The 13,450-nt window shown below is 68.8% G+C and carries 14 protein-coding genes and 1 pseudogene; 10 read left to right on the top strand and 5 right to left on the bottom strand.

The features are described 5' to 3' along the window. Nucleotides 1–12: 12 nt before the first annotated feature. Nucleotides 13–1,296 (bottom strand): efflux RND transporter periplasmic adaptor subunit, encoded by a 1,284-nt coding sequence (locus EJI01_RS08580; protein ID WP_126836698.1) that lies wholly within the window; start codon nucleotides 1,294–1,296, stop codon nucleotides 13–15. 242 nt (nucleotides 1,297–1,538) lie between these two features. On the opposite strand from EJI01_RS08580, the gene EJI01_RS08575 reads away from it, so the two are divergent. From EJI01_RS08575 to EJI01_RS08560, 4 genes are read left to right on the top strand one after another with little or no spacing between them, the layout of a single operon-like run. Then, nucleotides 1,539–2,066 (top strand): DUF6622 family protein, encoded by a 528-nt coding sequence (locus EJI01_RS08575; RefSeq protein ID WP_126836939.1) that lies wholly within the window; start codon nucleotides 1,539–1,541, stop codon nucleotides 2,064–2,066. A gap of 54 nt (nucleotides 2,067–2,120) precedes the next feature. Next, nucleotides 2,121–2,411 (top strand): 2TM domain-containing protein, encoded by a 291-nt coding sequence (locus EJI01_RS08570; RefSeq protein ID WP_126836697.1) that lies wholly within the window; start codon nucleotides 2,121–2,123, stop codon nucleotides 2,409–2,411. Continuing rightward, nucleotides 2,408–3,472: a sensor histidine kinase gene (locus EJI01_RS08565; protein WP_260602377.1), complete on the top strand. Its 1,065-nt coding sequence runs from the start codon at nucleotides 2,408–2,410 to the stop codon at nucleotides 3,470–3,472. Before EJI01_RS08570 ends, EJI01_RS08565 begins: the two co-directional genes overlap by 4 nt. After that, complete coding sequence (locus tag EJI01_RS08560) at nucleotides 3,469–4,299, top strand: LytR/AlgR family response regulator transcription factor (protein ID WP_126836696.1); 831 nt, start codon at nucleotides 3,469–3,471, stop codon at nucleotides 4,297–4,299. The genes EJI01_RS08565 and EJI01_RS08560 overlap by 4 nt, the downstream gene beginning before the upstream one ends. Nucleotides 4,300–4,378: 79 nt before the next feature. Here the strand turns inward: EJI01_RS08560 and EJI01_RS08555 are convergent, their stop codons facing one another. Beyond that, nucleotides 4,379–4,729 carry a hypothetical protein gene (locus EJI01_RS08555; RefSeq protein ID WP_126836695.1) on the bottom strand — a complete coding sequence of 117 codons (351 nt, stop codon included), beginning with the start codon at nucleotides 4,727–4,729 and terminating at the stop codon, nucleotides 4,379–4,381. Between the two features lie 136 nt (nucleotides 4,730–4,865). Between EJI01_RS08555 and EJI01_RS08550 the strand changes: the two genes are divergently transcribed. Next, the gene (locus tag EJI01_RS08550; RefSeq protein WP_126836694.1) at nucleotides 4,866–6,659 is read left to right on the top strand and encodes a glutamine--tRNA ligase/YqeY domain fusion protein; all 1,794 of its coding nucleotides are present in this window, start codon (nucleotides 4,866–4,868) and stop codon (nucleotides 6,657–6,659) included. A 13-nt stretch (nucleotides 6,660–6,672) separates the two neighbouring features. Here the strand turns inward: EJI01_RS08550 and EJI01_RS08545 are convergent, their stop codons facing one another. Then, nucleotides 6,673–7,611, bottom strand: coding sequence for a succinylglutamate desuccinylase/aspartoacylase family protein (locus EJI01_RS08545; RefSeq protein WP_126836693.1), 939 nt, complete (start codon nucleotides 7,609–7,611; stop codon nucleotides 6,673–6,675). A gap of 147 nt (nucleotides 7,612–7,758) precedes the next feature. Here EJI01_RS08545 and EJI01_RS08540 point away from each other — a divergent pair, with 147 nt between their 5' ends. From EJI01_RS08540 to EJI01_RS08525, 4 genes and pseudogenes are all read left to right on the top strand, one after another. Then, complete coding sequence (locus EJI01_RS08540; protein ID WP_221885655.1) at nucleotides 7,759–9,408, top strand: class I SAM-dependent DNA methyltransferase; 1,650 nt, start codon at nucleotides 7,759–7,761, stop codon at nucleotides 9,406–9,408. Beyond that, nucleotides 9,405–10,616: a restriction endonuclease subunit S gene (locus tag EJI01_RS08535; RefSeq protein WP_126836691.1), complete on the top strand. Its 1,212-nt coding sequence runs from the start codon at nucleotides 9,405–9,407 to the stop codon at nucleotides 10,614–10,616. Before EJI01_RS08540 ends, EJI01_RS08535 begins: the two co-directional genes overlap by 4 nt. A gap of 187 nt (nucleotides 10,617–10,803) precedes the next feature. Beyond that, nucleotides 10,804–11,238, top strand: a pseudogene (locus tag EJI01_RS08530) (hypothetical protein); the annotation flags it as partial. Between the two features lie 362 nt (nucleotides 11,239–11,600). Further along, nucleotides 11,601–12,335: an SGNH/GDSL hydrolase family protein gene (locus EJI01_RS08525; protein ID WP_260602376.1), complete on the top strand. Its 735-nt coding sequence runs from the start codon at nucleotides 11,601–11,603 to the stop codon at nucleotides 12,333–12,335. A 27-nt stretch (nucleotides 12,336–12,362) separates the two neighbouring features. On the opposite strand, the gene EJI01_RS08520 is transcribed toward EJI01_RS08525, so the two are convergent. Both EJI01_RS08520 and EJI01_RS08515 read right to left on the bottom strand, forming a co-directional pair. Continuing rightward, the gene (locus EJI01_RS08520; protein ID WP_185878868.1) at nucleotides 12,363–12,677 is read right to left on the bottom strand and encodes a hypothetical protein; all 315 of its coding nucleotides are present in this window, start codon (nucleotides 12,675–12,677) and stop codon (nucleotides 12,363–12,365) included. Nucleotides 12,678–12,765: 88 nt separating this feature from the next. Then, nucleotides 12,766–13,053: a putative quinol monooxygenase gene (locus tag EJI01_RS08515; RefSeq protein WP_126836690.1), complete on the bottom strand. Its 288-nt coding sequence runs from the start codon at nucleotides 13,051–13,053 to the stop codon at nucleotides 12,766–12,768. 259 nt (nucleotides 13,054–13,312) lie between these two features. Between EJI01_RS08515 and EJI01_RS28720 the strand changes: the two genes are divergently transcribed. Next, on the top strand, nucleotides 13,313–13,450 hold the full coding sequence (locus EJI01_RS28720; RefSeq protein WP_185878867.1) for a hypothetical protein: 138 nt from the start codon (nucleotides 13,313–13,315) through the stop codon (nucleotides 13,448–13,450).

Here is a 13,450-nt window from a genome sequence, read left to right as displayed (position 1 = left end):
AGAGCACCTCGTTCAAGGGGACGCCGGCCGCTGGCGCCTGCCTTCGCCGCGCGGCCCTCTCGGACCCGATGCAGCGGAGCGCGGGCCGGTCGCCGGCTTGTCGCCCTGCAGTTGCACGCGCGCGCCGTCCTTGATGCGGTCGCCGCCCTCGGTCACCACGTTCTCGCCGGCCTCCAGGCCCTCGATGATCGCCACCACGTCGACCGTGGACTCGCCGCGCTTGACGGCGCGCATGGAGACCGTGCGGTCTTCGTTGATCACGTACACGTAGTTGCCGTTGGGCCCGGTGCGCACCGCGGTCACCGGCACCACGATCGCGTTCACCGTGCGCAGCGTCATCTGGATGTTGACGAACTGGCTCGGGAACAGCGTGACCGCGGCGTTGCCGAAGCGCGCCTTGCCCTTCACGGTGCCGGTACTGGTGTCGACCACGTTGTCGAGCGTGGAGAAGGTGCCGGTGTCGAGCGTCGCGCTGCGCGTGCGGTCGAGCGCCTTGACCGCGAGCGGCACGCCCTTCGCGAGCTGGGCCTGGATGTCGGGCAGGCGGTCCTGCGGCACCGCGAACTGCACGTCGATCGGATTCATCTGCGTGATCACCGCGATGCCGGTGCTTGCATTGGCCGTGACGGTGTTGCCCGGGTCGACCGTGCGCAGGCCGATGCGCCCGGCCACCGGCGCGGTGATGCGCGTGTACTCGACGTTGAGCTTCGCGGCGGCCTCGGCCGCGCGGTCGGTGATCACGGTGCCTTCGAGCTGCTTGACCAGCGCGGCCTGGGTGTCGACGTCCTGCCGCGCGATAGAGTCCTGGCCGAGCAGCGTGCGGTAGCGCGCCAGCGTCACGCGCGCGGCCTCGAGTTGCGCTTCGTCGCGCACGCGCGTGCCCTGCGCCTGCATCAGCGCCTGCTCGTAGGGGCGCGGATCGATGCGCGCCAGCAACTGGCCCTTGGTGACCGTCTGGCCCTCGGTGTAGAGCACTTCGGTGAGCACGCCGCCGACCTGCGGCTTGAGGGTGATGGTCGCCAGCGGCGTCACCGTGCCCAGCGCCTCGATGGTGACCGGCAGCTCGGCCCGGCGCGCCGCGGCATGGCCGACGGTGGAGCTCGCACTGCCGAAGCTGCCGCGGCCCGCAGCGGGCTCGTTCGAGCGCTTGATCAGGTACCAGGCGCCGCCCCCCAGGGCCAGAACCAGCGCCAGCGCGGCCAGGCTGCCCAGCCAGCGCCGGCGGCGCGATGGCGGCCGCGGCGCATGTTGCCCGGCAGGAATGGCGTCAGAAGGCTCGTGGATCGGCGAAGACATCGGTCAAAAAAGGGCGGTACGGAGGCAGCCCTGAGTGGAGCGCCGAATCGTAGCGCCCTGTTCTTACGAACCGTAAAGCCGAGGTAAAGCCGGCGTTGACCTATGCGTCCGGCGACGACGGATTGCAACTCGCGCCGCCCCGATGCACTTCGTCGCAAGGGCGTGGCGGGCGCCGCGGCCGGCCGGCACAGTCCGCTCCATCGACGACTTCCAACCCCATTTCCCGGAGAAACGACATGCTGATGCTGACCCAGATCCTGGCCCATACCCCGCGCTGGGTGTTCGCGCTCTTCGCCTTCCTCGTGTGGCTGGGCGCGAAGCAACTGCTCGCCGGCAGCGTGAGCCTGACCCGCATCGCCCTCATGCCGATCGCCATGACCGCTTTGTCGGTCTACGGCGTTCTGTCCGGCTTCGGCGATTCGCCGGCGGCACTCATGGCCTGGGCCGCGGCGGCTTCGCTGATGCTCTGGACCGTGCTGCAAAGGCCGCTGCCCGCCGGCACGCGCTACGACGCCGCGGCGCGCCTGTTCCATGTCGCCGGCAGCGCCGTCCCGCTGGCACTCATGATGGGCATCTTCTTCACCAAGTACGCGGTCGGCGTGCTGCTCGCGATGCATCCCGAGCTCAAGCAGCAGGGGGCATTCGCGCTCGGCATCAGCGCGCTCTATGGCGGCTTCAGTGGCATCTTCACGGCCCGTGCGCTGCGCATGTGGACCCTGGCGCTGCGCACCGACCGCACGCAAGCCGAACTGCCGGCGGCACGCGCCTAGGGCGCCCTAGGATCAGCCAGAATCTTCTTCCCCCTCCAGAAAAGAGGCGACACCATGAACGACAACTCCTCCAACCATGATCAGCTCGAGCGGCTCGCCCGCCGCCGCGCCGGCGCCAAGATGGGCTGGTACATCCATGCCACCGTCTATGTGCTGGTCAATCTCTTCCTCGTGCTGCTGGCCACCTCGCGCGGGCAGGACTGGGCCATGTACCCGCTGCTCGGCTGGGGCCTGGGCCTGCTGATCCACGGCGCGGTGGTGTTCTTCGTCGCGCCCGGCGGCAGCCTCTACGACCGCCTGCTGGAACGCGAACGGAAGGCGATGCGAGGCGGAGACCGCCGGTGATCGACGCGCTGGCGCGCACCTTCACGCCGGAGAATCTCAAGGACCTGCTGCGGCACGGCCTCACCACGGCCGTGTTCTGCTGCGTGATCGCGGTGGCGCTGGCCATGTCGCGCGGCAGCAGTTGGGCGACGCAGCTCGTCTACTCGCTCTCGATCGGGCTGATCAGCTGGCTCGTGGTCGACATCGGCCGCCTGCTGCTCGCTGGGCGCAGCGACCCGCGCTGGCCGACGGGCCTGCCGGGCATCCTGCTGGTCCTCGGGGGCGCAGCGATCGGCTTTCTCGGCGGCAACGCGATCGGCGACGTCTGGACCGGCAAGCCGATGCTGGAGTTCTGGAGCCTCTCGCCGGACCGACTCGCCTCGACGCTGGTGATCACGCTGGTCGCGACCATCGCGATCTGCTACTTCTATTACAGCCACGGCAAGGCCAAGTACCTCGAAGGCCAGATCGCGCTCGCCGAACGCGATGCCACCGATGCGCGGCTCAAGCTGATCGAAACGCAGCTCGAGCCGCACATGCTCTTCAACACGCTGGCCAACCTGCGCGCGCTGATCACCACCGATCCGCAGCGCGCCGTGGCCATGCTCGACCGCCTCAACAGCTACCTGCGCGTGACGCTCAGCGGCTCGCGCGCGCTCGCCCATCCGCTGGCGGCCGAGTTCCAGCGCCTGGGCGACTATCTCGAGCTGATGTCGGTGCGCATGGGCGCGCGGCTGGCCTACCGGCTCGACCTGCCCGACGACCTGCGCGAGCTGCCGGTGCCGCCGCTCTTGCTGCAGCCGCTGGTCGAAAACGCCATCCGGCACGGCCTCGAGCCCCAGGTGCAAGGCGGCGAGATCACGGTCGGCGCACGGCGCGACGGCCAGCGCCTCCTGATCGACGTGCGCGACACCGGCGCGGGCATCGACAAAGCAGGGGCACCGTCCGAAGATGGCGGCTTCGGCCTCGCGCAGGTGCGCGAGCGGCTGGCCACCGTGTACGGCCCGCTGAGTACGCTGAGCCTGAGCGCGCTTCCGGCCGGCGGCACCTGCGCCACCATCACCCTGCCCTTGTCCGCATGAAGCCCACCGCCCTCATCGCCGAAGACGAGCCGCTGCTGGCCCAGGCCCTGCACGCCGAACTCGCCGCCGCCTGGCCCGAACTGGAGGTGCTTGCCATTGCAGGCGACGGCCGGAGCGCGGTGCGAGAGGCGCTGCGCCTGTTGCCGCATGTGCTGTTCTTCGACATCCGCATGCCGGGCCAAGACGGCCTGGCCGCCGCCGCCGAACTGGCCGATGCCTGGCCCGCCGACGAGACGCCGATGCCGCAACTGGTGTTCGTGACCGCCTACGACGAATACGCGGCCCGCGCCTTCGACGCCCAGGCCATCGACTACGTGCTGAAGCCGGTGCAGCCCGAACGCCTGCAGCGCACCGTCGCGCGCCTGAAGGATGCGCTGGAACTTCGCAATTCACCTGCGGTACCGGCTGACGACGCACTGGCCAGCACCCTTTCGCAGTGGCGCAAGCTGCTGGCGGCGGCGGCCCCGCAGGGCGCCGAAAGCGCCACCGCGCCGCTCAAGCTGATCGCCGCCAGCGAGGCCGGCTCATCCGGCAACATGGTGCGCATGATCCCGATCGACGAGGTGCAGTATTTCGAGGCGGCCGACAAGTACGTGCGCGTGCTGACCGCCAGCCACGAATACCTGATCCGCACGCCGCTCAGGCAGCTGCTGCCGCAGCTCGACGCCGGCGTCTTCTGGCAGGTGCACCGCGCGATCGTGGTGCGCAGCGATGCGGTCGAGTCGGTGCATCGCGACGAGGCCGGCAAGCTGCACCTGGTGCTGCGCGGCCGCCAGGAAAAAATCCCGGTCAGCCGCCTCTACGCTCATCTGTTCCGCGCCATGTAAGAACGAGGCGCCCATGAAAAAACCGGCCCTTCGAGGGCCGGTTTTTCATGTGACAGCAGGAAATCGTGACTGCTCGCGCTTAGCGCCAGTGGCCGTGGCGATGGCCGTGGCGATGACCATGGCGGTGGCCGTGACCGCGGTAGTAATGATGGCGGTAGTAGCCATGCGGCTGACGGTAGTAAACCGGTGCCGGCGGACCGTAGTACACCGGTGCCGGACGGTAGTAGACCGGCGGCGGCGGCGCGTAGTAGACCGGAGGCGGCGCGTAATACACCGGAGGACCTCCCACGCCCACGACCACGCCAGGGGTGTGGATGCCGACCGACCAGTTCACATTGCCGGCGCTGGCCGAAGCCGCGGTGAACAATGCGCCCGCTGCGACCGCACCGGCGGCAGCCCATTTGAAGAAAGTGGAACGAGTGAGGCTCATTTTGTGGACTCCTTGTGGGGAGGGCGCAAACCGCCCATGCCGTTATTGAACGCGCCAAGTGTCAACGCCGTTCACATTGCCAGGTGAAGAAAGTTGCAAAAGGTAACTCCACGAGGGCGCCACCTAGAATGAAAGGATGACTTCCCCTGCCGACCACGACACCGCCAAACCGAGCAATTTTCTGCGCCACGTCATCGAAAACGACCTCGAACAGGGCCACTACGCGGGCCGCCAGTGGGGCGGCTCTCCCGGCGACGCGGCGCACCATGCCCAGGGCATGCAGGACCCGGCCCGGGTGCGCCTGCGCTTCCCGCCCGAACCCAATGGCTATCTGCACATCGGCCACGCCAAGAGCATCTGGCTCAACTTCGAGCTCGCCCGGGAATACGGCGGCGTGTGCCATTTGCGCTTCGACGACACCAACCCCGAGAAGGAAGAGCAGGAATACGTCGACGCGATCCGCGACGCCGTGAAGTGGCTGGGATACGACACCGTGCTGGCCGACGATCCGGCCCGGCTCGGCGCGCCCAACGAGCACGTCTACTTCGCGAGCAACTATTTCGACTTCATGTACCGCGCCGCCGAGTACCTGATCGGCGCCGGCCTGGCCTATGTCGACGAGCAGAGCGCCGAGGAGATCCGCGCCACCCGCGGCGACTTCAACACGCCGGGCACCGACAGCCCCTTCCGCGGCCGCACGCCCGAGCAGAACCTCGAGCGCTTCCGCGCCATGCGCGACGGCCAGCTCGCCGACGGCGCCGCCGTGCTGCGCGCCAAGATCGACATGGGAAGCCCCAACATCAACATGCGCGATCCGGCGCTCTACCGCATCCGCCGCGCCACGCACCACAACACCGGCGACACCTGGTGCATCTACCCGATGTACACCTTTGCGCACCCGATCGAGGACGCGCTGGAGCAGATCACGCACAGCATCTGCACGCTGGAATTCGAGGACCAGCGCCCCTTCTACGACTGGCTGCTCGACCGCCTGGCCGAAGGCGGCCTGATCGCCACGCCGCACCCGCGCCAGTACGAATTCGCGCGCCTCAACGTGACCCACGTGATCACCAGCAAGCGCCGCCTGCGCCAGCTGGTCGAGGAAGGCCATGTCGACGGCTGGGACGACCCCCGCATGCCGACCTTGGCCGGCCTGCGCCGCCGCGGCTACACGCCCGAGGCGCTGAAGCTTTTCTGCGAACGCTCGGGCGTCACCAAGTCCGGCGGCTGGATCGACTACGCGAGCCTCGAAGCCGCGCTGCGCGACACCCTGGACCCGATCGCCCCGCGGGCCATGGCCGTGCTCGACCCGGTAAAGCTCGTCATCACCAACTGGGACGAGCTGATGGGCGCCGGCTTCCTCGACGAATGCACGGCACCCGTGCATCCGCACCATCCGGAGATGGGCAAGCGCAGCTTCAAGCTGGGCCGCGAGGTCTGGATCGAGCGCACCGACTACGAGGACGTGCAGCCCAAGGGCTTCTTCCGCCTGTTCCCAGGCAACAAGGTGCGCCTGAAGTACGGCCACGTCATCGAATGCGCCGGCGGCACCCGGGACGCGGACGGCAAGCTGGTCGAAGTACAGGCCAAGCTGGTGCCGGACACCAAGAGCGGAACGCCGGGCGCGGACGCGATCAAGGTCAAGGGCAACATCACCTGGGTGGCGGCGGCGGATGCGGTGCCGGCCGAGGTGCGGCTGTACGAGCGGCTGTTCGCGGCGCCGCAGCCGGGGGGCGGCGGTTTGGAGGAAGAACTCAATGCCACGAGCCTGACCACGGCCAGCGCTTATGTCGAGCCCGCACTGGCAAGCCCCGCCGGCGGCGCTGGCTTCCAGTTCGAACGGCACGGCTACTTCGTGCCGGACACGCGCCAAGGCAACGGGCTGGTGTTCAATCGCGCGGCCGGCATGAAGGACAGCTGGGGCAAGTAGCCCAGCCCCGGCTCTACAGCGGCCGGGTCAGGTACACCGCTTCCCGCCCCACGATCGGCACCCGCGCCGGCATCAGCACCGTGCAGTCGTCGCAGGGCGCGCGAATCTCCTCCGTCCCATCGGTCGCGATCAGCTCGCCCTTGGCGAACACTTCGAAGCCGAGCAGCGGCCGCGCGAAGCGGAATTCCTCGGTCTTGACCATGCGCGTTTCCAGCAGCTCGAAGCGCTGCTGCGGGCCGGGCGCCGGCGTGGCCGGGTCGCGCTCGATCAGGCCGAAATGGGCCAGGAAATCCAGGCTCACGACGGTGGCGAGATCGGCCGTGGCCTGCAGGAAGTGCTGGCCGCACTCGACCACCATGGCGGCGCCGGCCGGGCTCTCGTCCTCGCCGTGGCGGCCATGCTGGATCAGCGGCGTGCCCGAGCCCAGGCCCTTGGGCATGAGCAGGTGGATCGGGGGGCGCCCGATCGCCAGCGCCACAGCGGTGTTGCGTGCGAAGGCCGGGTAGACCCAGAAAGGCGCCACCGGCTGGCTGGTCGAGTGGATGTCCAGGATGTGATCGGCCGCGGCCACCACCGGCCGCAGTTCGCGGGCGCGGCGCAGCTCGGGGCTGTCCTCGGGGCCGTCCAGCCATTCGTCGGACCAGACGCGGTTGAGGTTGTGGACGAGCTGGCGGTTCTCGAAAGGCTGAGCGGGGTCGAAGGCGTTGTAGGCCTCCACGTGGGCGAAGCTCACGGTGAGCGTGCCGATCTTCGGGCGCACGCCGCTGTCGAGCAGATGGGTGGCGGCCACCATGCCGCAGATCTCGTTGCCGTGGGTCAGCGCATTGATCAGCACATGCGGCCCGGATTGGCCCGATTCGAAGCGATGGACATAGTCGACGCCGGTGTTGCCCTGGCGGTAGGCGGAAAGGTCGGGCTGGGTGACTTCTAGCAGGGGCGGTGTGGGCGGCATGGCGGGGTGTTCTTGAGAGGTTCCCGAGTTTGCTACAGCGGCGGCGCCGCTGGGGAGGCCGTCAACCCCCTCCAATTGCCTCGTAGACTCGCGACCCACAAACACAAATTCTTCGAGCGCCCTGCCCTCATGCCCCTGACTGCCGACATGCGACGGTCCATTGACCAGATTCGCGATTACCTTTTTGGCGGCGGCTACCCGGACCCGGTCAACAACGCCGAGCAGCTGTCCTTCCTGTTCTTCTTCTATCTCGTCGAGGGCATCGACGCCGAGGCCAAGGCGCGCGCCCGCATGCTGAAGACGCGCTCCATCAGCCTGTTCGACGGCGAATGGGAATTGAGGAATCCGTTGAATGCCTTCGTCCCGTCCGTCCGCGAAGGCAACCTGGCCGCCACCGTGCTGCAGACCGGCGCGCCGACCATCGCGCGCAGCCGCTTTCGCTGGTCGCACTGGTCGCGGGAGCTCGCGGGCGAGGCGCTGGTGCGCTTCGTGCGCGACGAGGTGTTTCCCTTCTTCGCCGAGATCGGCGAAGCCTCGGCCTACGACTTCATGCGCGGCGCGCGCCTGGGCATCGACGACCCCACAGTGCTGACGCAGGTCATCCGCCTGGTCGATGGCCTCAGGCTCGACCAGGCCGATGCCGACACCAAGGGCGACCTGTTCGAGCACGTGCTGCGCCAGATGAAGCAGGCCGGCGAACTGGGCCAGTTCCGCACGCCGCGCCACATCATCCGCACCATCGTCGAGATGGTCGATCCGCAGGTCGGCGAGACCGTCTACGACCCGGCAGCCGGCACCGCGGGCTTTCTGGTAGCAGCCTACAACCAGATCCGGCTCGCGAACTCCTCGCCCGGCGGCATCGTGGAGGCCGAGCTCGACGGCAAGACGCACCGGCGCGGCCTGGGCGACCAGCTTTCGGCCGACCAGCTGGCCACGCTGCAGACCGCCACCTTCTTCGGCAACGACGTCGATCCGAAGATGGTGCGGCTGGCGACCATGAACCTCACGCTGCGCGGCCTGGCCACCGTGCGCATCCTGCAGCGCAACGTGCTGACCACCTCGCTCGACGCCGGCTGCAAGGCGGCGCTGGGCCTGCCGGCCGAAGGCTTCCACGTGGTGCTGGCGAATCCGCCCTTCTCGGGCCGGGTCGACAGGGACCGCATCGTCGAGGAGGTGAAGATCGGCAGCACCAGCGCCACCGAGCTGCTGTTCCTCAAGTACATGCTCGACAGCCTGCGCCACGACGGCCGCGCCGCGGTGGTGGTGCCGGAGGGCGTGCTCTTCGGCTCCACGCTGGCGCACCGCGAGCTGCGCCGCCAGCTGATCGAGCAGCATCGCGTCGAGGCCGTGCTGAGCCTGCCCAGCGGCGTGTTCCAGCCCTACTCGGGCGTCAAGACCTCGGTGCTGTTCTTTTGCCGCGGCGGTTGCACCCAGCGGGTCCAGTTCCTGCATGCCGACGACGACGGCTACCGGCTCGACGCCAACCACGACACGCCGATCGAAGCCGACGACTTGCCCGCACTGGCGCAGGCCTACGCGTGCCGCGATGCGGCGTGGGCGCGCTGGCAGGCGCGGGATGCGGAGGCCGAGTGGACCGAGAAATGGTGGTTCGCCGATGCGGCCGCGCTGCGCGCCAGCGATTTCAACCTGTCGGCCAGCCGCTACCGTCCGATGAGCCAGGCACAGGTCGAGCACCAGGACCCGCGCGAGCTGCTCGGCGAGCTGGCGGCGATCGAGGCCGAGATCGTGGAAGAGATCGAGGCGCTGCGCGCCGCCCTGGCGGAGCGCATTCCGTGACGCCGGCGCCGCGCATCGCGCTGCTCGGCGAAGTCTGCGACATCAACCCGCGCCTGCCGAAGTCGCATGGCCTGCAGGACGACTGCGAGGTCGGCTTCGTTCCGATGGCGGCGGTGAACGAGGTCTCCGGCACCATCGAGCAGCGCCTGACGCGCCGCTTCGCCGAGGTGAAGAAGGGCTACACCTCTTTCGCCGAAGACGACGTGCTGTTCGCCAAGATCACGCCGTGCATGGAAAACGGCAAGGCAGCCATCGCGCGCGGCTTGGCCGGAGGCAGAGGCTTCGGCTCCACCGAGTTCCACGTGCTGCGCGCGAAGGAATCGGTGCTCCCCGAGTGGCTCTACTACTTCGTGCGCCAGCAGCGCTTCAGGCGCGAGGCGCGCAGGAGCTTCACCGGCACCGCCGGCCAGCAGCGCGTGCCCGCCGCCTTCATGGCGCGCACGGCCATTCCGGTGCCGGCGCTGGCCGAGCAGCGCCGCATGGTCGACCTGCTGTCCTGCGCGGAAGGCATCGTCCGGCTGCGGCGCGAGGCGCGCAAGAAGACCGGGCAGTTGCTTCTCGCCATCCACGCCGACATGTTCGGCGACGCCGCCGCCAATTCGAAGGGCTGGCCGGTGGCGATGCTGGGCGATGTGCTCGCGAGCATCGACAGCGGCAAGAGCCCGCGCTGCCACGACCGGCCCAGGGCCCCCGATGAATGGGGCGTGCTGCGCCTGAGCGCGCTGAAGAATGGCGCCTACGACGAGTCGGAGCACAAGACCTTGCCGGAGAAGGAAGTGCCCGATGTGCGCAGCGAGATCCGGCGCGGCGATCTGCTGCTCAGCCGCAAGAACACGCCGGAGCTGGTGGGCACGCCGGCCTACGTCTGGGAAACGCAGGGCCGCATCCTGCTGCCCGACCTGATCTTCCGCCTCTGCCCGCGGGCGGAGGCTGGCGTGCATCCGCTCTACCTCTGGGCACTGCTGATGGCGCCGGCCATGCGAAGACGGCTTCGGCTGATGGCCAGCGGAACGGCGGCATCGATGCCCAATATCTCGAAGGCGCGTCTGCGCACGCTCCCCATCATGGTTGCGCCGCTCGCGCAGCAGCAGGCGTTTGCTGGACATGCGACGGCCCTGCACGCAATCTCGCTCCAGCAGCAGGCCGCGCTGGCCAATGCCGAGGCGACCTTCGAGGCCCTGCTCGCGCGGACCTTCGTCCCAAGCTAGTACCTGAAGCAGGCCGAGCGCACCGCCGCGCTTCCTGCGGCAAAAGTTGCCGCAGCCGGCGCCAGAGGCAGCGCCGGCGCGCAGCTGCGCACGGCCCGGCGCGGCTTGCCGCCGGGCACACCCCTTGCCCGCTTCTTGTTCGCCGGACCGACGGCCTTTTCATCCACCCCCATCCTGGAGTCATCCGATGACACTGAACATCATGGACAACCGAGGCGTTGCGCTCGAACGGCAACGCTTCACCTGGCGCGATATGGTCCAGAAGCCGATCAGCAAGCTGGACGACGATGCCTACACGCGCGTGCGTATCATCCTCATGAACGGCATCGAGCTCGAGGCGCTCCACTTCAAGCATGCGTGCGCGCGCATGAGCCGCGAGCTGCAGCCGGTGCTCGGCATGCTGCGGCGCGTGGAGCAGCACCAGGCGACCACCATCAACTGGCTGATCGGCGCCGACCATTCGCCGCTGGAGACGACCATCGCCTACGAACAGGTGGCGATCGACATCACGGCCGGCGTCGCGATGCGGGAGCCGGATCCTTACCTGGCGCAGGTCTATCGCTTCGGGCTGCTGGAGGACTTCGACCACATGTACCGCTACTCGGCATTGCTCGACATCCTGGTGGAGGCACTGGAGACGCTCGGTGCCGATCCGACCGCGCAGACGCCCTGCGCCGATCTGGTCGGCGTGCAGAGCATGGGCCTGGTTCAGGCCATGAACGATCCCCGGACCTCGCTGGTGCAGTCGCTCAACGTGATGCTCGACGCCGAGCTCTTCGACAACGCCGGCTGGGAACTGCTGGTCGAGCTCGCGAACGAAGGCGGACACACCGACATTGCGCAGCGCTGCACGCTGGCTGCCGAGCAGGAGGCGCAGCACCTCGAGCATGTCAGGGAACTGGTGCGGCGCCTGACGCTGCAGGATGCGAGCCTCACCGGCTCGGCCGACGCGATCGACGCCCAGGCCGCCTCCGCGCAGATGCCGTGAGCTCGCCGGCCCGCAGGCACTGGATGCTCGCAGCCGCGGCCTCGCTGGGCGCCATGGCGATGCACGACCGCGCCCGCGGTGTCGAAGAAGGCCGCGCCGAGCCGCTGACGGTGTTCACCTTCGGCGATTCGGTGCTGGACTGTGGGCACTACAACGACCGCGGCATCACGCCGGGCGAGCTGCTGGTGCGCAACGACGATGCGCTCTTCCCCGAGTTCAAGGGACGCGACCTGCAGACGCTCGGCCCGACGAGGCTCTTGCATTGCGCGCTGGACGGCGCGACGGTCGACAGCCTGCCGGCGCAGCTGCCGCGGCGCCCGCCGACGAACCGGGGCATCGCGCTCCTCACCGTCGGCGGCAACGACCTGCTGCGCGGCCTGGTCTCGGACACGGGCCCGGGCGTGCGTGCCTTCGAAAGAAAGCTCGACGCCTTCCTGGTGTCCCTGCCGGTGCGGCCGGTCTACGTCGGCACGGTGTACGACCCGACCTTCGGCGACGACAGCCGCAACTTCCTCCCCGTGCCGGCGAGCATCGCGCGCGCCAATCATCGCCGCGTGAACGAGGTCATCGCGCGCCTCGCGCAACGCCACGGGCGGCTGGTGGACCTGCATGCGCACTTCCTGCTCGGCAATCCGGCCTGGTTCACGCGCACGATCGAGCCCAGCCTGCTAGGCGCGTCGGAGGTGCGGCGCGCCTTCCTCCATCAGGTCTGCGCCACTTGCCGCCCTTGACCGGTCGACCCGTCGAGCGCGGCAGGTTCATTCCGGGTCTTTGGCCGGGCCTTTCGGCTGATTCGCCGGCATTCCCTCGGGCGCCGGCTCCGGCTCGGTATTGGGTTCGCTCGAAAGGTCTTCGCGCATGCCGAAGGCGTCGAGGTCGTTGCGGCTGTTGTTCTCGACGTCCCGCCGCTTGGCGCTCATGCGCTCGGCGGGCGCCGGGCCGCCGCCGACTTCCTCGCCGGCCGCATTGCGCTTGGTGCCGAGCTTCTCGCCGGCGCCGATGTTGTCGACCCCGCCGCTGGTGGTCGGACGGGTGCCCTCGCCGCTGGTGCTCACCTGGTTGTGGCTGGCCATGTGGATCGCTCCTTCAAAACACCGACGCTACGCGCGGGTGCGGCGGGCGTCGTGTCGGAGAGCGGCACCCCGTGGCGTCGTCGTCCCGCTAGAGCAGCCTGCGACAGGCGACGATCTCCGGCGCCTCGGCCAGCAGCGGGCCCGCGGCCGCGAGCGCCGCGCCCACGTGCAGGGACGCCATGTGGGCGTCGGCGTCCGCCTTGTCCTTCCACTGCTCCATGGTCTGGAACACATGCGGCGCCTCGGCCTGCTGGTAGAGCTCGTAGGCCACGCAGCCCGGCTCCTGTCGCGACTTGGCCGCCAGGTCGACAAGGATCCCCCTGGCGAGCTCGGCGACCTCGGGCTTGACCTTGATGCGTGCCAGGACATAGTGCATGGGGCGGCTCCAGCTTGTTGGGTTTGATTCGAGTTGATTCGGGAATATCGCCATCTCCACCAGGCGAGGGTGGGTGGGTCCTGCATTTTCCCGTCGGCGGGCCCGCAGCCTCCATCCTCCATACGGATGAGTTTGAGGCGAAATTGCGCGCTTTCGGCCCGAATGATGAGCCGCACCGCATCGTTTCCCCTGCCACGTTCGTCACGACCGCGCTGAGCGCCATCGGCCGCGGTTTCGGTGCCTCCATCGAGGCGCGGGAATGGACCGTCAATGCCTGAACCTGAGCTTCGCCGTGCTGCTCATGACCGGCGCGTCGCTCGACGCCGGGCTGCGGCTCTTGCCCTGGACGGCGACGGTGCGCCCGTATCGGGTGGACGGCACCGACCGATTTCAATGA

Source organism: Variovorax sp. MHTC-1 (assembly GCF_003984645.1).
Lineage (GTDB): Bacteria > Pseudomonadota > Gammaproteobacteria > Burkholderiales > Burkholderiaceae_C > Variovorax.
This window is presented reverse-complemented; position numbering and strand designations above follow the sequence as displayed.